At 47.0% G+C, this 22,489-nt stretch carries 14 protein-coding genes; 6 read left to right on the top strand and 8 right to left on the bottom strand.

The features are described from left to right. Positions 1-3 precede the first annotated feature (3 nt). Both KDM92_RS07215 and KDM92_RS07210 read left to right on the top strand, forming a co-directional pair. Positions 4-2,814, top strand: coding sequence for a pectinesterase family protein (locus KDM92_RS07215; protein WP_230408213.1), 2,811 nt, complete (start codon positions 4-6; stop codon positions 2,812-2,814). Beyond that, complete coding sequence (locus KDM92_RS07210) at positions 2,814-4,745, top strand: glycoside hydrolase family 28 protein (RefSeq protein WP_212683703.1); 1,932 nt, start codon at positions 2,814-2,816, stop codon at positions 4,743-4,745. Before KDM92_RS07215 ends, KDM92_RS07210 begins: the two co-directional genes overlap by 1 nt. Positions 4,746-4,782: 37 nt before the next feature. On the opposite strand, the gene KDM92_RS07205 is transcribed toward KDM92_RS07210, so the two are convergent. Both KDM92_RS07205 and KDM92_RS07200 read right to left on the bottom strand, forming a co-directional pair. Beyond that, complete coding sequence (locus KDM92_RS07205) at positions 4,783-5,820, bottom strand: LacI family DNA-binding transcriptional regulator (RefSeq protein ID WP_212683702.1); 1,038 nt, start codon at positions 5,818-5,820, stop codon at positions 4,783-4,785. A 341-nt stretch (positions 5,821-6,161) separates the two neighbouring features. After that, positions 6,162-7,730 (bottom strand): tryptophan halogenase family protein, encoded by a 1,569-nt coding sequence (locus KDM92_RS07200; RefSeq protein WP_212683701.1) that lies wholly within the window; start codon positions 7,728-7,730, stop codon positions 6,162-6,164. Positions 7,731-7,901: 171 nt separating this feature from the next. On the opposite strand from KDM92_RS07200, the gene KDM92_RS07195 reads away from it, so the two are divergent. The 4 genes from KDM92_RS07195 to KDM92_RS07180 all read left to right on the top strand — a co-directional run bounded on the left by KDM92_RS07195 (position 7,902) and on the right by KDM92_RS07180 (position 14,381). Next, entirely contained in the window at positions 7,902-10,349 is a 2,448-nt protein-coding gene (locus KDM92_RS07195; RefSeq protein WP_212683700.1) for a TonB-dependent receptor, read from the top strand. A 296-nt stretch (positions 10,350-10,645) separates the two neighbouring features. Continuing rightward, entirely contained in the window at positions 10,646-11,980 is a 1,335-nt protein-coding gene (locus KDM92_RS07190) for a GH1 family beta-glucosidase (RefSeq protein ID WP_212683699.1), read from the top strand. Between the two features lie 24 nt (positions 11,981-12,004). Further along, on the top strand, positions 12,005-13,090 hold the full coding sequence (locus KDM92_RS07185) for a glucokinase (RefSeq protein ID WP_212683698.1): 1,086 nt from the start codon (positions 12,005-12,007) through the stop codon (positions 13,088-13,090). Next, on the top strand, positions 13,077-14,381 hold the full coding sequence (locus KDM92_RS07180; RefSeq protein WP_189345948.1) for an MFS transporter: 1,305 nt from the start codon (positions 13,077-13,079) through the stop codon (positions 14,379-14,381). Before KDM92_RS07185 ends, KDM92_RS07180 begins: the two co-directional genes overlap by 14 nt. Before the next feature lie 56 nt (positions 14,382-14,437). Here the strand turns inward: KDM92_RS07180 and KDM92_RS07175 are convergent, their stop codons facing one another. The 6 genes from KDM92_RS07175 to KDM92_RS07150 form a co-directional block, all read right to left on the bottom strand. After that, positions 14,438-16,162, bottom strand: a complete 1,725-nt coding sequence (locus KDM92_RS07175) for a glycoside hydrolase family 43 protein (protein ID WP_212683697.1) — start codon at positions 16,160-16,162, stop codon at positions 14,438-14,440. A gap of 67 nt (positions 16,163-16,229) precedes the next feature. Beyond that, complete coding sequence (locus KDM92_RS07170; protein WP_212683696.1) at positions 16,230-17,141, bottom strand: SMP-30/gluconolactonase/LRE family protein; 912 nt, start codon at positions 17,139-17,141, stop codon at positions 16,230-16,232. Position 17,142: 1 nt separating this feature from the next. Further along, positions 17,143-18,528 (bottom strand): MFS transporter, encoded by a 1,386-nt coding sequence (locus tag KDM92_RS07165; protein ID WP_212683695.1) that lies wholly within the window; start codon positions 18,526-18,528, stop codon positions 17,143-17,145. A 200-nt stretch (positions 18,529-18,728) separates the two neighbouring features. Beyond that, a complete protein-coding gene (locus tag KDM92_RS07160; protein ID WP_212683694.1) occupies positions 18,729-20,309 on the bottom strand; it encodes an aldehyde dehydrogenase (NADP(+)) in 1,581 nt (526 codons plus the stop codon). A 237-nt stretch (positions 20,310-20,546) separates the two neighbouring features. Continuing rightward, on the bottom strand, positions 20,547-21,458 hold the full coding sequence (gene kdgD, locus KDM92_RS07155; RefSeq protein ID WP_212683693.1) for a 5-dehydro-4-deoxyglucarate dehydratase: 912 nt from the start codon (positions 21,456-21,458) through the stop codon (positions 20,547-20,549). Between the two features lie 622 nt (positions 21,459-22,080). Next, on the bottom strand, positions 22,081-22,488 hold the full coding sequence (locus tag KDM92_RS07150) for a hypothetical protein (protein ID WP_212683692.1): 408 nt from the start codon (positions 22,486-22,488) through the stop codon (positions 22,081-22,083). Position 22,489: the final 1 nt, after the last annotated feature.

Raw genomic sequence — 22,489 nt, 5'->3', positions numbered from 1 at the left:
GTCATGACTAACTTCAAAAAAATCGAATTATTCAAGCCTAAGCATGCCTTGCTGATGATCGCCATGACGACTACTTTGAATGCGCCAAGTAGTCGCGCACAAGATACCCGACAAGTCAGTGAACCACGTTTGCCCGCCGTATGCACGGTGCTAACAGCAAGCCAAGTCTATGCAGAAGGTTTGCGACAATTAGACACCGCAAGAATTCAGGCTGCATTAAATGCTTGTCCAGCAGGGCAAGCAGTGCAGCTGGCGGCGAACAACGAAAAAGATAGCTTTCACTCCGGTCCATTGCAGATCCCTAGTGGCGTTAGTTTGATCGTGGATCGCGATGCAACCTTGTATGCGAGTACCGATGCGGATCTATACGATAAAGGTGGTAAAACCTGTGGCGTGAATGCGCAGAAAGGCCGTACTTGTACTCCATTTATTACGATCGATCAGGCACGTGGTAGTGGAATCTATGGCGATGGGGTGATCGACGGACAAGGTGGTCAATTAGTGCAAGGCAAGAGCGAAACTTGGTGGCAAATGGCGCGTCGTGCACAACGTGAAAAAAATGAGCACAATATTCCGCGCTTGATTGAAATTAAGAAATCGCAAGACATCACGTTTTATCGCATACGTTTGCGTAATTCACCGAATTTTCATGTGACGGTCAGTCAAACCGATGGTTTTACTGCGTGGGGCGTCAAGATTGATACGCCAGCAGATGCACGTAATACAGACGGCATTGATCCTATCTCTTCACGCAATATCACGATAGCGCATAGTTATATTCGTACTGGTGACGACAATATCGCGATTAAAGGCGGTAATGGTGGCGCGACCGAAAATGTCTCTATCTTGAATAATCACTTCTACAGTGGTCATGGCATGTCAATCGGTAGCGAAACCAACAGTGGTGTGCGACGTATTTTAGTGAAGAATCTTAGTTTAGATGGTACGACATCGGGCTTGCGTATCAAGAGCGATGTTTCGCGCGGTGGCGTGGTTGAGCAAGTACGTTATGAAGATGTTTGCATACGTAATAGCAAGCGCCCGATTGATTTAGATACGCGCTACGATCGAACTGCAGTTGGTGACAAGATTCCTACATATAAGGCGATTGTGTTTGATCGCGTACATAGTTTAACGCCTGGACGTATCGTGTTGCGCGCTTATGATCAAGCGCATCCGATGTATGTCTCCTTCGCACAAAGTAGTGTCGCAGCCAATTCGCCACAGTTGATACAGTTTGCTAATTTACAGATAGCGCAAAAGAACATCACAGTTGCTGAACAAGCGGAAAATCTGGTTTGGGACAATCCATCGAGTTCTGTGTGCGCTAATCGTTTTGCGGATTTTCCTGTGCATACACCATTCGATTTTCGGCCACAATTAAGTAGCCAGCAGGCGCAAGCGTATACGATAGAGAATGTGTTGCGTAGTACTGGGCCAGCTGATAAGCCCCTTATCGATCCGTGGAATCCTTTGTCAGACGAACTGGCGACTGCGACTAAGTTACCAGTTGATTATGTGGTGGATGCGAATGCGCTTGCAGATGGCAAGACGCAATTTAACACGGTACAAGCGGCGATCAATCAAGCGGTATTAGATGGGCGTCAACTGCTAGCTGCGAAATCGAAAAAAGCGCGTTTATATATCTTAGTAAAACCAGGTACTTATCGTGAGTTGATGTATGTGCCAGCAACCGCAGTGCCAATTACCTTGTACTCGAATGAAAGTGATGCGCAAAAAACCAAGATAGCAGCGAGTGCGCATGCTGCTTTACTAGGGACTGCATATAGTCATCGTTATGCTGCGCAGTTCGCACAAGTCGATCCTAGTATTCAAGAAATGTATGCTTCTCTAAAAGACCGCCCAGTGATCGGTACTAGCGGGTCAGCGATTGCGTGGATACGTGGTCATGGATTCCAAGCGAAGAACATCACATTTCAAAATACTTATAACAAAGATCAAGTCGATACCAACGCAGAATGTCCGAACACCGTTTGTGGCGCCACCGCTGGCACCGCGCCTGTGGTGGTAGTTCAGCATCAAGCAGTCGCGCTGATGGTTGAGGGCGCGGATAAAGTGCAATTTGAAAATGTCCGTGTATTGGGATTCCAAGATACTTTGTTTTTAAGATCCAGTGCGATTGCCCATACAGCACGTAGTTTCTTTCATCGATCTTATGTCGAAGGAAATGTCGATTTCATTTTTGGTGATACCACCGCTTATTTTTATCGTTCAGAAATCAAGTCGCTCGGTGATCGCTCAACGTCGTACGTAACAGCACCGAATACCAATGTGCGTACACCTTACGGCTTTGTGTTTAATGAAGTCAATTTTACGCACGATGGCAGCGCAAATGCTTTGGCTGGCAAATTCTACTTAGGGCGTCAGTGGTTTCATACACAAAAATGTACACCGTATGCCACTATCAATGTGGCGTCGTATCGTTGCACATTAGCCGACGTCGATGCGTATCAGGCACCGCTTGGCACCATTTCTAAGAAGGTATTGGAGACAGTTGGTAAGACGGTGATTTTGAATTCCAGCATCGGTGAACATATCCATGCGCAACATCCTTGGGCAGATTGGAATAAAAAGGGTAGCTTGGCTTTTCGCCCAGCACAATTTTCTGTTGCCGATTTCTGGCGCAATTTACAGCAAGCCGGACTCGATCCTGTGCAACATTTAGGCTATGACAGTATGGAGAGTTTGGCACCTGCAACTACAGGAATCTTTTTGTCAGAATTCAATAACACGCATCGCGTTCTACCGGCCGCAGTAAGTTTGCAAAAGAACCAAGTAAGCGAGGTCAAGTAATGCATATCAAAATTAACCAAACCAAAGTCAACCAAACCAAAGTTATTCCAACAATCGACAAAGAGAATAGTCGTCGCCGTTTTTTGCGCAACACGACCTTTGCAGGTGTTGCTTTGGGTAGCGCTAGCTTGGCGCAGGCACAGCCAGTACATTCTCAGGTAGAGGATCAGGATCAAGGTTTGATGGCTGATCCATGGGGAGCGGCGCAAAAGATTATTGATCGATTTGCTCAGCCTTTACAGTTTCGTGATCAAGATTTTTTAATCACACAGTATGGAGCGCAGCAATGTGAATTGATGCAATTGAAAGCTTGGGTTTCTTTTGAATCGCAAGCGATGTTGCAGACGCCTATCAAGGATGCCTTCGATAGTTATCCTGCGATTAATGCGGCAATTCAAGCTTGCCATCAAGCGGGTGGAGGACGTGTTCTCATCCCTAGTGGAAATTGGTATTGCGCCGGACCGATTGTGCTTCTTACGAACGTGCATGTGCATTTGCAAGCAGGAGCGCATATTTATTTTAGTCATCAGCCAGATGATTATGCAAAATATGGCAGCGTCAATTGTGGCGCAAACGGAAAATTAGTGATCTCGCGTTGGCAAAGCAATGATTGCTTAAATTACTCCCCTATGTTGTATGCGTTTGGGCAAACCAATATTGCCTTAACAGGCGAGGGCGATAGCAGTATTTTAGATGGCCAAGCTGGTGTGCCATTTAATGCCGAGGGTGATTGCTGGTGGACATGGAAAGGTAAACAACGCACGATTAATTCGATAGGGCAGGGAACGACGCCCAATTTCGTCGCGGGAAAAATGTCGGAGAACACCGTCAATCCTAACAATGCCAAATCTTTGCGTGAGATTACGCAGATCGATGAAGCGCAAGCACAGTTGATCCAAGGAGAAGGCGACCGCTGGCGCGCTGATGCAGCTTACTTGCCCGCTTTGTCTGAAGCCAATGTGCCTTTGTCTAAACGGGTATTTGGCAAAGGCCACTTCTTGCGTCCACCTTTGATTCAATTGATTGGTTGCGACAAAGTGTTATTGCAAGGGTATCAGGCGAAAGACGCACCGTTTTGGGTGCATCATCCAGTCAATTGTCGTGATTTAAAAATTGCGAACGTGCTGGTGAATAGTCATGGCCCGAATAGTGATGGTTTTGATCCTGAAGCTTGTGAAAACGTGTTGGTCGATGCTTGTACTTTTGATTCTGGCGATGATTGCATTGCGATTAAAGCAGGTAAGAATCGCGATACTCAATACGGCCCTTCACAGCACATGGTGATTCAAAATTGTACGATGCAAAGTGGGCATGGCGCGATTACTTTAGGTAGTGAAATGGCGGGCGGGATTGAGCATATCTATGCCCAAAATCTACTATTTGAAAACAAGAACTGGGCGACGAATCCTTTGAATATCGCGATTCGTTTAAAGACCAATATGAATCGTGGTGGTTTCTTGCGTCATTTCTATGTGCGCAATGTGACGATCCCAAATGGTGTGCAACTGAGTCCATCTTACTATGCCTTCCTACCCAATTCTCCGTTCGCTGCAAAAACTGTAGCCAGTGCTGCTGGCGCTGTCGTCGTATTTGATTGTGATTACGCACCCGTTGCTGACAATGTGAGAACACGTCCACCAGAGGTGCGGAATATTCAACTATCTAATGTGAAAGTTGGAAATGTACTGGCAAAATCTGGATCATATTCTTGCTACCAAGCGATCGTTATCTTGGGACCAGTCGCATCAGACTACAATGGTGCCAAACCGATGCCAGCGGTGTTGCCGGTATCGAATGTGCAGATAGAAAACTGTGACTTTGGCCAAACTGTAAATCAGACCCAAGCCATGTTTTTATACAATGTAAAAGGCTTGCAACTCAAGAATGTAAAGATCAACGGCAAGGTGCGTGATCAAACGATTGATAGTTAAGTGGCGCAAGAGTGATGTGTTTGCTCTTGCGGTCTGATTAACGCATGCGTTTTGTGGTTTCTCGAACGACTAATTCAAGTGGTGGAATACTCGCATCAAAATGCTCGCCATTGATAATGCTGAGTAATGCTTTGGTGGCGACGCGGCCTATTTCATACAAAGGTTGCTTGACAGTAGTGAGTGGCGGTGTGGTGTAAGACGAGCCAGGCAAATCATCGAATCCGACCAATGAAATATCTTCGGGAACGCGTATGCCTTTACGATATAAGCTCAGGCGTGCGCCATAGGCACTGAGATCATTTGCAGCGCAGATGGCGGTGAATTGTTGTTGGCTCTCAAACAAATGATTTACCGCACGCATGCCACTACTTTCGTGGAAATCGCCTTCGACCACTAATTTTTGGTCGAAGGGAATATCGGCTTCGCGCAAGGCACGTGTATAGCCAGTTAAACGTTCAGCGGCATCACAATTATTTGCTGGCCCGGTAATGAAGGCGATGCGTCGATGGCCGAGTTCGATCAGATGGCGCACTGCTAACCACGCACCATGTTCATTATCGAGTTTAAAGCCGAGCGCTTTATCAGTATGAATGGCTCGCCCGGTGGAGACGATTGGGCGATGCTGTGAAAATTTTAAAACAGATTCGTCGGTAATTCGTCCCGACAAAAGAATAATGCCATCTACTTTTCTGGCAATTAGTAGTCGAATTCTTTCTATTTCTTCCGCTGCATTCCAGTGACCACTGACAATGACAGAGGCGTAGCCTGTACCTTTGAGCGCATCGTCAACACCATGCAAAGTTTCGTCAAAAAACGGACTGGAAATATCTTGCACGACGATACCTATCGTCATCGACTTTCCCTTTTTTAAGCCTTGCGCCATTTGATTGGGGGCGAAGTTGGTTTTGGCGATGGCATCCATTACTGCTTGCCGCTTATCTTCCGATACTTTGGCAGTCCCATTCAGAATGCGCGATACCGTACTCGGGGATACACCAGCAACACGTGCGACCTCAATTAAAGTTGTGGGCGCTTCATTGCTGTCGTTCGTACTGGAATTAATCTGTTGATTCATGAAATTCGACTTCTGGTCGCATCAATAAGGTTGGCGATACAGCGCATCCATGTTGGCGGATGCAGCATCATTTTTCTTGTTTTATGTATGAAAAGGGTTTCAAGCCAATTTTCCCGAAGAATAGCACAGAATAATGGATAACTTATTTAACTAACATGATTTCTTCTCGTATTTGTGCTTAATCTGGCACAGCTCATAAATTATTAAGAAAAGAAGATGCCGTATTTTAAATGTATTTTATCTATCATTGCGTGATTATCTGTTTTTTAGAAGACAAAGCTTTTGCTGCTTGATTTAGCTTCGTCTATGTTGAAATCGTTTTCAAGAGTGCAGTTTGACTATCATTGCCTTGCGCAAATCTGTGCAATCAACTGGCGATGATCTGGTAAATCGTTTGCTGCAAACTCACGCATCTTTTCGATATTGCGAAACTCTTCTTGCGCAGCCTTTATCTCATCAGCGCGAATCAAGTTTGCGGGGAGTTGGGTCTTAAATTCCATACCATACAAAACATATTGCCAGCTTGAGGGTGGATACATTTCTAGATCGGTAATGAAGTCTAAGCGTGAGGGTGGACGACCTTGCCACATGCTGAGTTTGTCGCGTAGAGACGCAGGAATCGATGCTGCAGCTGTGTTGTCGCGCCAAAATGCAGAGTCGCTTCGTTGACTCAGACAATAGTGCAGCTTAATAAACTCTACAATGCGTTCATATCGCTGCGCCATCAGATGATTGAAAGTTTTGGCGACAGGTGCATACTCTCCATTGTAAGGAAACAGGTAACTCAACAAATAAGCTGCAGTTTCGATTAACCCGATCCCTGATGATTCAAGTGGTTCCAGAAAACCGCCCGAAAGACCAATCGCCACACAGTTGTGTATCCATTGCGTAGGTCGATAGCCAAGTTCAAGTTGCAACTGACGTGGCTGTAAATCTGCCATGCTGCCGCCGACATAGTGACGCAGCACTTGTTCTGCTTCATCGGCGTCAGTATGGCGGCTTGAATACACATAGCCTATGCCGCGTCTTTGTTGCAATCCGATATCCCAGATCCATCCAGCTTGCTGTGCGGTAGAAATCGTAAAAGATGGAATCGGACTCTGCTCTTGTGGGTAGGGCACTTGCACCGCCAAGGCACGATCAACAAATAGAACATCGTTGACACTATGAAAAGGAGAGCCTAAAGCCTCGCCGATTAAACGCGCCCGAAAGCCAGTGCAGTCGATGTATAAATCCGCCTGAATTTGTCCATGCTCTTGACTATGCAAGGAGGCGATTGCGCCACTCTCTGCTAACTGCACCGCATCGATATTTCCAAGTAGATGCTGCACACCCAAGCTGCGCGCATGCTCCGCAAGCAAGTTAGCGAAACGGCCTGCATCAAAGTGATAGGCGTAATTCATTGGCCCGAGAAAATCTTTATCGGTACTGCGTTTCGGTGCTCGCCCAGATTCTGCCAAATAGGTTTGCATCGTTACCGCGTCTGCGAACGTGCGATCTTTTCCAGCGAGACCATGTAACCAGTAAGGTAGTAATTCTGGCATGCCTGCGCGTTGGCTTGGTTGGCTAAATGGATGAAAGTAGTAATTCTTCGAGGATGGCGTAGAACTTGCAGATTCGGTCGGTGCGGTTGGTGTATGCACCCAATCACGAAATTGAATGCCTTGCTTAAAAGTCGCATGACATTCGCGGATAAAGCGTGCTTCGCTGATACCAATCGCTGCCAGGGTGCCGCGAATCGAGGGGAAACTACCTTCACCAACGCCAATAATGCCAATTTCAGGTGATTCGATAAGGCTGATTTTTATCTGCTTGTTGTCAGATGTTGACAGTGTTTTTGCTAGAAAAGCAGCGCTCAGCCAGCCAGCTGTGCCTCCGCCCACAATCAAGATATGCATGCTTTTTGGCATAAGGGGTCTCCGTTGGTTTTTATCAGGATTTTTAGTACCACTTGAAATTCTTGTTGACATCATTTTTAATCGAAATGTATCATGAAAACGTTTTCACAGTAAATGAAATCGTTTTCACGACCAGTTTAGATGTTAAAACCGAGTGAACAAATAAATCCTAATGGAGACAAGATGAAAACCACTGTATTAAAAACAAAGCAGCGCGCTAGCACCCCGATACAATTCGCTGTGTTGGCATTAATCGCAGGCGCAAGTGTTGCGCATGCACAGACTACGGCTACCGCCGACAGCACCAAGACGAGCTCGGCACAAACTGCCGCAGCCGCAAATAATTCCGAAAAAATTATCGAAGTATTGGTCACAGGTACCAAGCGAACTACTTCATTGCAACGCACTCCTGTTGCGATTACAGCTTTAAATTCTGCTGCACTGGAAGACAATCATGTGCAGACTCTGCAAGACATCGTCAATTTAGTTCCTGGTTTTTCGGCAACAGCACAAGGCGATCACGGTGTAATGACCATGACCATGCGCGGTGTTGGTAACGATAGTGCGAAAACCGAATATGCCGATCCAGAAGTTGCTTCATTTGTAGATGGCATTTATTCACCACGACCAGAGGGTGCCACCGCTTTGTTGTTTGATCTTGAAGCGATTGAGATTTTGCGTGGACCACAAGGAACACTGTGGGGACGTAATGCGACCGTTGGTGCAGTGAATATGCAAACCACCAAGCCAGTGATAGGAAAATCATTTGGCAATGCGGAACTGGGTATTGGTAGTTATAAACGGCTAGGGATGCGCGGCGCATTTAATGTGCCGGTTAGCGATACGATGGCCTTACGCTTTGCTTTCGTCAACGAGCAACATGATGGCTATGTGGATTATCAAACAATGCCGACGATTCCTTTGAGTAGTCAGCGTGCAGCTTTTCTCGCCAGTGGCGGAAAATTGTCGGACTTCCAGCCAATTAATACCGCCTTGTTCGTCACCGGTGGTAAAAAATATGGTGCACAGAATCAAACTGCAGCGCGACTCTCAATGTTGTGGAAACCAACGTCCACAAGTAAATGGGATTTGTCTTATGAGAAGTTTGCGGATCGTGGCGCACCACATATGAACTTGATGCAAACACCGCGAGCAGGGCAGAAGATGTGGTCCGCGCTGATCGATACCGCACCGAATATTCACCGCGATTCTGATGCGATTCGTAGTCGTTTTGAAACCGCATTGAGTGATGATGTGTCGCTTGCCTATATCGCAGGTTACGCGAAATTTAGTGGTTCTCAAACTTTTGATGGTGATGCAGGTGTGGTGGTACCGACTAGCTTTACTACGGGCGGTAGCCATCGTCAGCACAATACCAATTCATCCAACTATACAAACTATAGTCATGAGTTAGAAGTCCAATCTACAGGCAAGAAAGAAGTCGATTGGTTACTTGGTTTGTACTATGCCGCAGAAGACAATAACATCCGTTTTGATCTGCCAATTATGAATGGTACGCAACAAGGCACCGTGGGTTGGCAAGGTTCCTTTATTCAACCCAAAGAAACTGTCGCTTCTAAGGCAATTTTCGGTCAAGCGACGTGGAATGTTTCTGATGAATTACATTTGACTGCGGGTGCGCGTTACACCAAAGACGATCGTGCCAATATCGGTGGACGTGGTTATGGTTGGGCAAATTATCCAGCTACGCCAGATACGGTGGCACAGATTCCAGTGAATCAAAACGTCAATCCTTGGGAGCCGAATTCTGGTTTTGGTAGCCCAGGTTTGAATGATGGTAAGTACTCTGGTAGCAAGCTGACTGGATTGGCGCGTATTAGCTACGATCTGGATAAGAACAATATGCTCTACACCAGCATTTCGACCGGCTATAAATCAGGTGGCCTGCAAGATGGTGGTCGTACTTACGCACCAGAAACGCTGACCAACTACGAGTTCGGTACCAAGCACACCTTGTTGGATGGTGCGGTCAAAATTAGTAATGCAATTTTTTACGAGAATTTCAAAGACTATCAATTTTCTGCTCCTGTCACCAATCCGGATGGAAGTCGAACATTGGCGACCACCAGTGCTGAAGGCGCAAAAATTGCAGGCTTTGAAACCGAAATCGCTGCTAAGTTAAGTAAAGACGACAGAATTCAATTGTCTTTAGCCTACACTCCAAAAGCCAAACTCGGCAAATTATTAGCAGGGTCGAATGACTATGTAATCCCAACTTGCGAAGCGGATAAAACGGTGTCGAACTGTGTTGATGTGACTGGTGTGACGATGGCGCATACACCAAAAATCCAAATGCAGATTCAATATCAACATACCTTCCATCTGAGCCAAGGAACCTTAACTCCACGTGTGAGTGTGCACTATGAAACAGAAAGTAATCTCAGCGTGTTTAGTGATTACTTCGGCGCACCAGACAAACAAAAAGCCTATTCACGTACCGACTTAGGTTTGCGTTATGAAGGGGATAAATTCTATATGGACTTCTTCGTTCGCAATGCAACGAATGCCAACGTGAAGACGAGTGCACAGAACGGCAACACCGGTGGTATTTGGGTCGCACAGTATTTGCCACCACGCACAGTAGGGATGAATGCTGGATTTAATTTCTAAATTGTTGAGAGCGATGACTTTTTAGATTAATTCAGATTGGGCAGCACCCAGTTCAAGGGGCATCGACAGGTTTAATAATCGGTCGATGCCTACTATGAATTTTTATCACCTTTATTTCTCATTTTATTTCGTCACTTTTTTATTAACGACGTATTTGATCAAGTTCACAGATTTGTACAGCTTAAGATAAGTTCGCTTTGGCCTAGTCAATTGATTGTTGGCTACAGCTTCTCTTAAGTACCGTGCATTGTCTGTGCTGGATTTTTTACGCCTGTACTTGGATTCATTGGATCACTATGACGCACACATCGCACTTTCCCGCCGACTTTCAATGGGGTGTTGCCACCAGCGCTTTTCAAATCGAGGGGGCCGCACACGAAGATGGTAAGGGGTCATCAATTTGGGATCGTTTTTGCGAGAATCCCAATAATATTAAAGACCAGAGCAATGGCTTGATCGCTTGTGATCATTATCATCGTTATCAAGAGGATGTCGATTTAATGGCATCGCTTAAATTGGATACTTATCGTTTTTCTATGGCATGGCCGCGCGTTCAGGCGCTAGGGAAGGGCGCTTGGAACGAGGCGGGTTTTGATTTTTATGATCGCTTGCTTGATGCCTTGGCGAAGAAAAATATTGCAGCCCATTTGACTTTGTATCACTGGGATTTGCCTCAGGCTTTGCAAGATGCTGGTGGATGGTTGTCGCGAGATACGACTTATCGCTTCGCCGATTATGCGCAAGAGGTAGCGCGTCGCTTCGGTAATCGGGTAGCGAGTATTGCGACTCACAATGAGCCATGGTGCACTGCGAATTTAGGCCATGGAAATGCACAGTTCGCTCCCGGTATCGCGGATGAGAAAAGTGCGATACAAGTATCACATCATCTATTGCTCTCACATGGTTTAGCGATGTCGGCGATGCGTGCAGAACACGTGAATGCTGATCTAGGCATTGTCTTAAATCAGTGGACCGCCGATGCGGCAACAGCAAGCGATGCTGATCGGGCGATGGCCGAGTTGGAATATGCACGCTCGGTGCAATGGTTTATGGATCCGATTTTTAAAGGACGTTATCCTGAGCTAGCCCTGCGCGCGCATGGTGATAAAGCACCGATCGTTCACGCTGGCGATATGGAAGTGATTCATCAAGCGATTGATTTTCTTGGTGTGAACTACTATTTCCGCGCGTGGTGCTCGGCGGCGAATCCGCCTATTCCCGCTCCAGCCTTACAAGGTGTGACTGATATGGGCTGGGAGATTTATCCGCAAGGTTTGACGGAGTTATTGATCGCCTTACAGGCCGAGTACAAATTGCCACCGATTTATATCACCGAAAACGGTATGGCAGCTGCTGACCAAATTGTCGATGGAAAGGTTGCAGATACTGCACGCATTGAATATGTCCGCAAACATCTGGATGCATTGTCGCAAGCGATTGATGCAGGGGTGGATGTGAGAGGCTATTTTTTGTGGAGCTTACTCGACAATTTTGAATGGAACTCTGGTTATTCAAAACGCTTCGGCATCGTTCATGTGGATTACGCGACACAAACACGTCAATTAAAAGACAGTGCGATTTGGTATCGTGATTTCGTCACCCAACAACGAGCTAAGCGTGCTAGGGCGTGAGCGCTGATAGTGAAAGGATTTGGTATGCAAGAATCTCAACAAATTCATGAAGCACGCTTATTAGCGGATATTGGTGGTACTAACGCACGTTTTGCATTGGAGTTGGCATCCGGCGCTATTTGTCGCATCCAAACTCTGGCAACGTTGGATTTTCCGCGGTTTGAAGATGCGGCACTTCATTATCTGCAAATGCATGCAGACCTGACGGTGCGTCATGCGGTGATTGCGATTGCCAATCCGGTTGGACAAGATGCGATTAAGATGACGAATCATCACTGGGCATTTTCTGTTGCTGCTGCCAAACAGACCTTGGGGTTGCATACTCTGTTGATGGTCAATGATTTCTCGGCATTGGCGATGGCGGTTCCGACTTTACAGGTCAATGAGTTACGCAAAATTGGCGGAGGCTACGCGCGTAAAGATAGTGTGATTGGAATATTAGGCGCAGGCACTGGCTTGGGCGTCGGTGCTTTGGTACCAGACCAAGGTGCTTGGAAGTCACTGCAAAGCGAAGGTGGACATGTGGCATTCTCTCCTGCTGATGAGCGCGAGGTCGCGGTGTTGCGTTATTGTTGGGAACAGTATCAACACGTATCAACCGAGCGTCTCGCATCGGGACCCGGAATTGCATTAATTCATGCGGCCTTGGCGGCATCTGCAGGGCGCGTCATTGATCATACCTTAACGACAGAAATGATCGTTGCCAATGGCTTGAATGGCGATGCAGTTTGCTTAGAGACGCTGGATTGTTTTTGCGGTATGCTCGGCACCTTTGCAGCCAACTTAGCGGTGACTTTGTTTGCGCAAGGCGGGATTTATATTGGTGGCGGTGTGGTACCGCGTTTGGGTGGTTTTTTTGCGCGCTCTTCATTTCGTCATTGTTTTGAAAAGAAGGGCCGTTTTTCTGACTTCACAGCACAGATACCAACCTATGTGATCACGGCACAGCAACCAGCATTGACGGGCGCATCAGTACTGCTAGCGCAGCACTTGCAAGGGCATAGTCGTGCTTTGCCTATCGTTTCGGCAACACCGCACTCAGAAATAAAGAGTAGCTTGGTACAGCTTGAAAAATCAATCAATCGGGATAAAGATTATGCAGCGATTTAACAGCGCTCGTTCACCATTGTTGTGGGTACCAACTGGCTACTTCACGATGGCCTTGGGTTTTATGATGCTGACCAATGTAAGTGCCATCATGTTTAAAAACTTGGGCATGGATAATGGCAGAGCGGCACAGTATTCCAGCATGTTTATTCTGGCTTACACCATTAAACCGCTGTTTGCGCCGTTTGTTGAAATGTATAAGACCAAGAAATTCTTTGTCTTGTGTGCGCAAGTATTGATCGGCTTGGGGTTTGCAGGTGTTGCATTTGCGATGTCTTTGCCGGATTACATGTTGGTATTGATCCCGCTGTTTTGGATATTGTCATTTGTCGGCGCCACACAAGATATTGCCAGTGATGGTGTGTATGTGACTTCGCTTGATGCACGCAGCCAATCTTTATATTGCGGAATTCAAAGTCTGAGCTGGAACATCGGCCCGATTGTTGCTGCTGGCGGCTTGGTTTATTTGAGTGGACGTTTGCATACGGATGTGTTTCAGCATAGTAGTACCAGCTTTGGCCCAGCATGGATAGAGGCATGGCGGATTATTTTTCTACTGGTTGCTGGACTGACCTTATTGATGGCGGTGTGGCATTGGCGTGTGATGCCAGATGGTGAGCGCGCTAGTAATACACCTGATAGCGTTTCTGCGACGGTTGGCATTATCGTTGATTCATTTCGCAGCTTTTTTGAGAAACGCGATGTATGGCGCATGATTGCGTTTGCATTTTTATTTCGATTAAGTATTGGCTTCCTAGAGAAAATTGGCCCCTTCTTTATGGTTGATCCTACTAGCAAGGGTGGCCTCGGCTTGTCGAATGAATTACTTGGCATTATTTATGGTACCTATGGTCTTGCTGCTGTTTTATTGGGATCACTATTAGGTGGCTGGTTGGTTGCAAGACGAGGTTTGAAATCAACTTTATTCTGGCTTTGCTGTGCGGTGAATATTCCAAATGTGACTTTTCTGATCATGAGTATTTATCTGCCAGAGAATTTGTATTGGATAGGCGCTGGCGTGATTATTGAGAAGTTCTTTTTTGGCTTCGGCTCGGTTGGCTTTATGATTTATTTGATGCAAGAACTCGCACCGGGAAAATACACCACCACACATTATGCCTATGGCACTGGCTTGATGGGCTTGTGTGGTTTGCTGACGGGTGTATTAAGTGGACATTTACAAGAATATCTCGGCTACGTCAGTTACTTTGTGCTGGTGATGGTAGCAACGATTCCTTCTTTTATCGCTTGTTGGTATGCACCGTTCCATGTATCGGATCAGCGTACGCAATAGCTTATTCTCGTCATTTGTCTTTGCAATCTATTTTTGTGAGTTATCAGTAACCAGTGTTAGTAATTTGTTCTGGGGCTCATACGAAAATCAGCAAAGTCTGCAAATCTGTTTGTCGACTTTGCTTGGTTGCCGTTCGTGTTGTCAACTAGCGTGGAGCTTGCTACATCGCTAGTGCTCATATGGAATAAGCCAACTTTCGCTCCTACCCAACGTCCTGGTGATGCGTTAAATTCGGTATCGAAAGCGGTAAAATGCTCTCCTTGTTCGCTGTAATAAAACTGCGCCATGCCTGCTGAATTGAGTGCAATTTTTAAATGGATTTCGGCTCGCTTTATGATTTTTGAATGCACAAGTTTTTCCTGACAGCGTAGATTTAAGTTCGCACTCCTGCAGGTACGGTATTGCAGCAAAAAATGGTCTTGATGTTTTTCTAGTCCTATCCAAGCATAATGCAAACCGTACAAGACCAAGCCAGCACGATCACCATTGATGTTGGTATTGAGTTTAAGTTTTACGCTAGCGTTGAATGCCGGTGCGGGGAGTTTTTGTAAAAGGATGGCAGGGTAATCGATTAAGCTTGAAGTCGTCGATGTCGACGCAGCGAGTGCTTGCGGATAAAGACGTAGATGATTTTTATTTGCCGTGAGTGAATACCAATCGCTGTTCCAATTGGCATTCCATTGCCATTGCAAGCCTAGAGTCGGACTCGAAAAATCATCAGAGCTGGGTGGATTTGCCAAGCTAGTTAAGGGCGATTCCAATACCGGTTTTTCCCAAGTATCGACAGGTTCGCCGATGCCAGTTGTTGGGTGCATCTTTCCCATTACTGGCCAATCATCTTTCCATTGCATCGGTTGTAAATGCACAATGCGACCATACGCACGCTTATCTTGAAAATGATAAAACCAATCGCGGCCATCTTCTGCAGTGACCTTTGCACCTTGATGCGGTCCATTTGTTTTGCTATCACCTTGTGCTAACACGATTTTTTCTTCATAAGGGCCAAGGATATTCTTCGCACGAAACACGGATTGCCAGCCAAATTCGACGCCGCCGGCAGGTGCAAAAATGTAGTACCAAGCATTGCGTTTATATAATTTAGGGCCTTCTAAGGTTTTGTATCCAGGTAGTTGATTGCCATCGACGACAAGTGTGCCTTTGTCGTCCAAGAGCTTGCTGGCATCGGGAGCCATCGCTCGTAGCGTCAGTTGATTATTAAAGCCGGCACGACTTTTCGCCCAGGCGTGTAATAGCCACGCCTTTCCATCTTCATCCCATAACGGCGTCGGGTCGATTAAACCTTTGCCTGCAACCAAGAGATGCGGTGTACTCCATGGCCCAGTAAATTCTTTGGCGGTCATGACATAGATACCAAAATCAGGATCTGGATAAAAAATCCAAAATTTGCCATCATGAAAACGCAAGCTAGGTGCCCATACACCTTTGCCGTGTTGTGGTGTGCGGAAGTTTTCTGCGGGTATCAGATTTGGTAAGGCATGGCCGACGATGCGCCAATGAATCATATCCTCGGATTGCAATAGTGGTAGTCCAGGTGCGCTATTGAAGCTAGAGGCTGTCATGTAGTAGTGCTTGCCAACACGTATTACGTCGGGGTCGGAATAATCTGCGTGGATAATTGGATTGCGATAGCGACCATTGCCGAGATCTGGTTCCCACACCTGCTTGGAATCCGCTTGCTGGTGGTGTTGTGCATGCACTGGCTGGGCAAGCAAGAAGACGGACGACAATAAGCAGTAGAGTGCTTTATCAAAGCAGTTCATGACTTTCCTTTGTAGAGTTCTTTGGTGCAGTGAATGATGTCGCTGGTCGTACTAATGTAGCTAAGGTCTATCCAGCAAACGCAGTTTCCGCATAACCTTGTACACCGGGCTGAAGTAGAATCGTGGCACCCGCCCATGGATCATCTGGTGCCTGTCCTGCGGCGATCGAAGCGACCATCAAGGTATCAAGTTTGTCGCCGCCAAAGCAGCACATGGTGGGCTTTTTCATTGGTACGATGATTTGCCGATCCAGCTTTCCTTCGGGGGTGAAGCGTAAAACTAAGCCTGCATCATTCGCGCAAATCCAATAGCATCCATCGACATCCATCGCGGCGCCATCAGGCCGACCAGCCATCGTTTTCATGTCGACAAACACGCGTTGATTGTGGGGGACACCGTGATCGGTGTCGTAATCAAATGTCCAAATGAGTTGGCTATTCGGGTGCGAATCGGATAAGTACATGGTGCGACCGTCAGGCGACCAAGCCAGCCCATTTTGCACAAACAGGTTGGAGATGATGGGTGCTGAGATGCCATGTTCTTTGCTATAACGATAGAGATGACCAGCGGCGCGTGGTTCCGGCATGTCAATTAACATGGTGCCGCTCCAAAAGCGACCTTGACGATCACAGCGTCCATCGTTGAAGCGCATGCCGACTTCCGATGCGATGGGGGCAGCTAATTTTTTGGCTTGAACGTTACCATTACTTTCTAGATGTAGATGGAAGATACCACTCTCCATTCCGGCAATAAAACCAGCATTGCTGTGTGGTGTCAGACAGCCTATCATTTCTGCGGTTTGCCAGCGTGATACCGCACCGCTAGAGCCGTCTAAGCGCCAAATAGTTTTTGCAGTGATGTCAACCCAATACCAAGCCCCTTCTTTGGCGACCCAGATCGGGCTCTCACCCACACCGCAACGAATCGTCGTGTGCGGTGCTGTAACGCGGATGATATCTGGGGTTTGTGTGCTTACCATATTAGAGATCGCTAATTACTTTGTATTTTGGAACCAAGGTTTTCATCACACTCCACGCGACTAAATAGGCTAGTGCACAGATTGCAAACATCACGGTATAGCCAGTCTGCAATTGACCTTGATTGCCATAGTAGTCAAATAACCAGCCGCCGAGTTTGGTAATTAAGACGCCACCCAAGCCACCCGCCATACCACCAATACCAACCACCGATGCGACTGCTTTTTTCGGGAACATATCAGAAACCGTCGTAAAGATATTCGCCGACCAAGCTTGATGCGCCGACGCGCCGATGCCAATCAAAATCACCGGAACCCAGAAACTCAAGTAACCCAAAGGTTGTGCTAGCAAAACGACCAAAGGTAAAACCGCAATCATCAACATTGCCTTCATACGACCATCATAGGGCGCATCACCGCGATTAATAAAATAAGTTGGCAACCATCCACCGCCAATACTGCCAACCATGGTCATACTGTACAACACCGCCAGAGGAACGACGAACTCGGTGGTCTTCATACCGTATTGCGCTGCTAAGTATTTTGGTAACCAAAATAAGAAGAACCACCAAACGCCATCGGTCATAAATTTACCAAAAGCGAAGGCCCAAGTCTGACGATAGGCGAGCAATTGAAACCAAGAGAATTTCTTACCATCGTCACTTTGTTCAACGACGCCATCGGTAATTTGGTCATAATTGATATACGCTAGTTCTTCTGCAGATAAGCGCTTTTGTTGTTCTGGTTTATCATAAAAAAACATCCACGCACCGAGCCAAATAAAACCAACCGCGCCAACAATAATAAAGGTCGCTTGCCAACCCCAAGCAGCAGCGATCAGTGGTACGGCGATCGGTGCTAACACCGCGCCAATATTCGCGCCGGAGTTAAAAATACCAGTCGCAAAAGAGCGTTCTTTTTTAGGGAAGTATTCAGCGGTCGCTTTAATCGCCGCGGGGAAATTGCCGGCTTCACCTAAGGCCAAGACGGCGCGAGAAATCATAAAGCCGGCAATTGAAACCGGTACTGCGGCTAAGCCTAAGGCGGTGGCAATGCTGTTGATCGCCTCGCCAAAGAAGATCGCATACGCATGCATGATGGCACCGAGCGACCACACCGTAATCGCCAAGATAAACGCTTTTTTAGTACCAATCTTATCGATAAATCGACCGGCAAATAACATCGAGATCGCATACACAAATTGGAAAGCTGCGGTGATATTTGCGTAATCACTATTGGTCCAGCCAAATTCTTTGCTCAAATCCGGTGCCAGTAAACTCAATACCTGACGATCAAGATAATTGATGGTAGTTGCAAAGAACAATAGAGCGCAGATGGTCCATCGATATTTGCCTATGCCTGTAGCATGGACTTGTGCATGTGTTGACATATTTGTCTCCGGTTTTATTGTTTTTGGTACTGCTGTTAATCTGTATTTTGAATATTGAGGCGAGTGCAAGCCGCGCCGCCAAAACGTCGTTTTGGCGTGATTTGGCTACAATTTAGCGACAGGCGGCGCGGGTTGCACCCGCCCTACAATTTTCACCATCTTTCTCCCATGATTGAGAGAAGGACGTTTTGCATCAAGCTTTACTTCGCTGGCACAGTCAATTCACCATTGATCACACGTGGAATGGCAAACGGATTCGCGTCTTGCAAGCTGGTTGGCAACAGATCCGCAGGGAACTCTTGATAGCAGACGGGACGCAAGAAGCGATCAATCGCAGTAGCACCGACCGATGTTGAGCGGCTATCTGAGGTCGATGGGAAAGGACCTCCATGCACCATCGCATGACAAACTTCCACACCAGTTGGGAAGCCGTTAAACAAGATACGACCGGCTTTGCGTTCCAAGCTTGGCAGCAAGGATTTTGCAATCGTGTAATCAGTAGACGTAGCGTGTACGGTCGCTGTCAATTGACCTTCGATGTGTTCTGCGATTGCCTGCATTTCTGCCAAATCTTTGCAGCGAATCAAGAGCGAAGATGGGCCAAATACTTCATCGTGCAAGGCGCTATTGTTTAAGAAATCTTTGGCTACGCAGACTGCGAGATTCGCTTGTGCCGCGCAAGGTGTGCTTGCTGCTAGGCCTTGTGCGACAACTTCAACGCCAGCCACTTGATTCAAACGTTCTACGCCAGAACTGTAGGCTTGATGTATGCCTGGCGTCAGCATTGTCGCTGCAGGTTTGACTTGCAACGCTACTGTCGCAGCTTCGATAAAGCTTTGTAGTTCTGGGCTTTCGAGCGCAATCAGCATGCCAGGGTTGGTACAGAATTGTCCCGCACCCATGGTCAAAGAATCAGCAAAGCCTTGGGCGATCGCTGCGCCTTTGGTTTTTAAGGCATCTGGCAACAAGAAAACCGGATTGATGCTGCTCATCTCTGCATATACAGGAATCGGTTCTGCACGTGCCGCAGCGGTACGCACCAAGGCCATACCGCCTTGACGTGAACCGGTGAAACCAACGGCTTTAATCGCAGGGTGAGCAACCAAGCTTTGGCCAATTTGACGACCATCACCAATCAACATCGAGAACACACCTGCCAAGCCGCATTCATTCGCTGCTTGTTGTATCGCTTTACCGACTAATTCAGACGTACCAAGGTGCGCGCTATGGGCTTTGACCACAACTGGGCAACCCGCTGCTAAAGCTGATGCAGTATCACCACCCGCAACAGAAAACGCTAAAGGGAAATTACTTGCACCGAACACTGCCACTGGACCTAAACCGATTTTGCGCATACGCAAGTCAGGACGCGGTGGTACGCGTTCTGGCAGAGCGGAATCAAGGGTAGCAGACAGATACGCGCCATCACGTACGACTTTCGCAAATAGACGCAATTGATTCATGGTGCGACCACGTTCACCTTCTAAACGCGCAACTGGCAACCCTGTTTCTTGGTGTGCGCGGTCGATCAGGGTATTGCCTAATGCCAGAATGTTGTCAGCGATTTTTTCTAAAAAGCTGGCTCGTTTTTCTGGCGTGGTTTCACGATAGCTGTCGAATGTGGCTGCTGCCAATAGACAAGCTTGATCGACTTCATCCTTGGTTGCCAAACCAAATGCGGGTTCGAATTCGCTATTGGTGGCTGGGTTGATCGCCTTGATCGTCCCCGCGCTACCGAAAATGGTTTGCTGGCCTATGACCATGCTTCCAGTGATTTGCATGCATTACTCCTTCATTCTTAATCAGGACTTACGTAAAACAGACGCTGGCGTCGTTGTGTTCGCCTCGCCGTACAGCTGGTACTGTCTTCGGCTCCACGTCTAGCCAGCGCAATTTTGCGTAAGTCCCACTTAGATAAAATTTTAATTAGGCGAACATTTCATTTTAACTGGGCGCGTACGCCCAGTCTTGATGGAAATCGTCATCATTTGCGCCTATTTTTACCTTTGCTTTTATGCTTACTGTGGACCTTGAGCGCGAATTAACTTTAACAACATTTCATCTTCTTCTGCCGTCAAGTCAGTTAATGGCGCACGTACCGGTCCACCGCTATGACCAACTAGGCGCGCACCTGCTTTGACGATACTGACCGCATAACCTGCTTTGCGGTTGCGAATATCGAGGTAAGGTAAGAAGAATTCATCGATCAAACGATTGGTCGTTGCAAAGTCATCCGCAGCTGTTGCGTGATAAAAATCCATCGCCAATTTAGGTACGAAATTGAATACCGCAGAAGAGTACACTGGTGTGCCGATCGCTTTGTAAGCACCAGCAAAAATTTCCGCAGTTGGCAAACCACCGAGATAACTAAAGCGGTCACCCATGCGACGCCAGATCGATACCATGAGTTCGATATCGCCGACACCGTCTTTAAAACCAATTAAGTTCGGGCACATCGCCGCCAATTTTTCGAGTGAATCAGGCGTTAAGCGGCAGTTCGCACGGTTGTACACCACCACACCAATGCTCACAGAACGGCACACTTCGGCAACATGCGCGATCAAACCGTCTTGACTCGCTTCGGTCAGATAATGCGGCAACAACAACAAACCTTGCGCACCCAAACGTTGCGCATCCTGCGCTAAGGCAATCGCGGTGCGAGTAGGGCCACCAACGCCCGCCAAAATTGGCACTTTGCCACGGCAAGTATCGACCGCAGTACGAATCACATCGCTGTATTCACCCGGTGTCAAAGAAAAGAATTCACCCGTGCCACCAGCCGCAAACAAAGCACTTGCGCCATACGGCGCCAGCCATTCTAGACGCTCAGCATAAGTATCAGCACGGAAATCACCGTTTTCGTCGAAGTCGGTGATAGGGAAGGATAAAAGTCCAGATGAGAGGATTTTTTTGAGGTCTTGCGGGTGCATAGTGTCTCCAGTGATAAAGGCAGGAAATTGGGTGGAATTAGAGAAAATCATGTGATTGCGTTTAAGTGATACGTCATCGTACAACTTAAAATTGGAATTTGCAAAGGGTTTTTGGTTTTTTATTGTTGTTTGGGGTTTTGTTGGTTTTATTGAAATGTGCTTTTGGGGGGAGTGCGGGAATGGTCGACGAATGCTCTATCGTCACTCCTTCCCCCTCAAGGGGAAATTGGTGGAGTTTCGCAAAGCATGCTTTGCGCCACCAAGTTCTAAGCCGCTTGCAAGCGGCGCGGTGGGAGGTTGGGATGGGGATGGGTTATTTTCTGGAAGTTAAAATTTTTGTAGTGCGGCTGTTTATCGTTTTGTTGATAGTATTTATTTTTTTTAGTTGCAGAGCGGTCTGTAGGTCGGGGGTAGCCCGATAGGTTGGACTATAGTCCAACGAATTACTTTTCTTTGCTTCGCCAAAGAAAAAGTAAGCAAAAGAAAGGCGACCGTAGACTCGCCCTTCGGGTGCTTACGCTTCGCTTCAGCATAATTTGTGCATCCCAAAAAATGGGAAAGTGTTGAAACTCGCTACGCTCAGACAACAACACTTTCTTATCCATTTTCTGTGAGGCACAAATTACATCGTCTCAAACGGGGACAGGTCAAAAGCAAAGTCAAAAACAAAGTCAAAAACAAAGTCAAAAACAAAGTCAAAAACAATGCATCGCAACGGCTGTAAGGAAGATGAGCGGCGTCCAATTTTGTTTGTTTTGGTGTTGCCGTTGTTTTTGACTTTCATCCACTTCTGACACTGCCAATTGTGCAAGACAGAAAATGGATAAAGAAAGCTTCGTTGTTTGAGCGCAGCGAGTTTCGAAGCTTTCCCATTTTTGTCTTGCTCAATTGGGAACCCGAAGGGCAGTGGCAGCGTGGTCGCCTTCTTTTGCTTACTTTTCTTGGCGAAGCAAGAAAAGTGAGTGGCTGTCGGGCCACACCCGACCTGTGAACATTGAGAACTGATGCCGCTTGATAGAGTCACAGTCATA

The sequence above is a fragment of the Affinundibacterium baiyunense genome, assembly GCF_018139645.1.
GTDB classification, from domain to species: domain Bacteria; phylum Pseudomonadota; class Gammaproteobacteria; order Burkholderiales; family Burkholderiaceae_D; genus Undibacterium; species Undibacterium baiyunense.
Note: the sequence above shows the minus strand (reverse complement) of the source record. Positions and strands in the feature narration are given on the sequence as shown.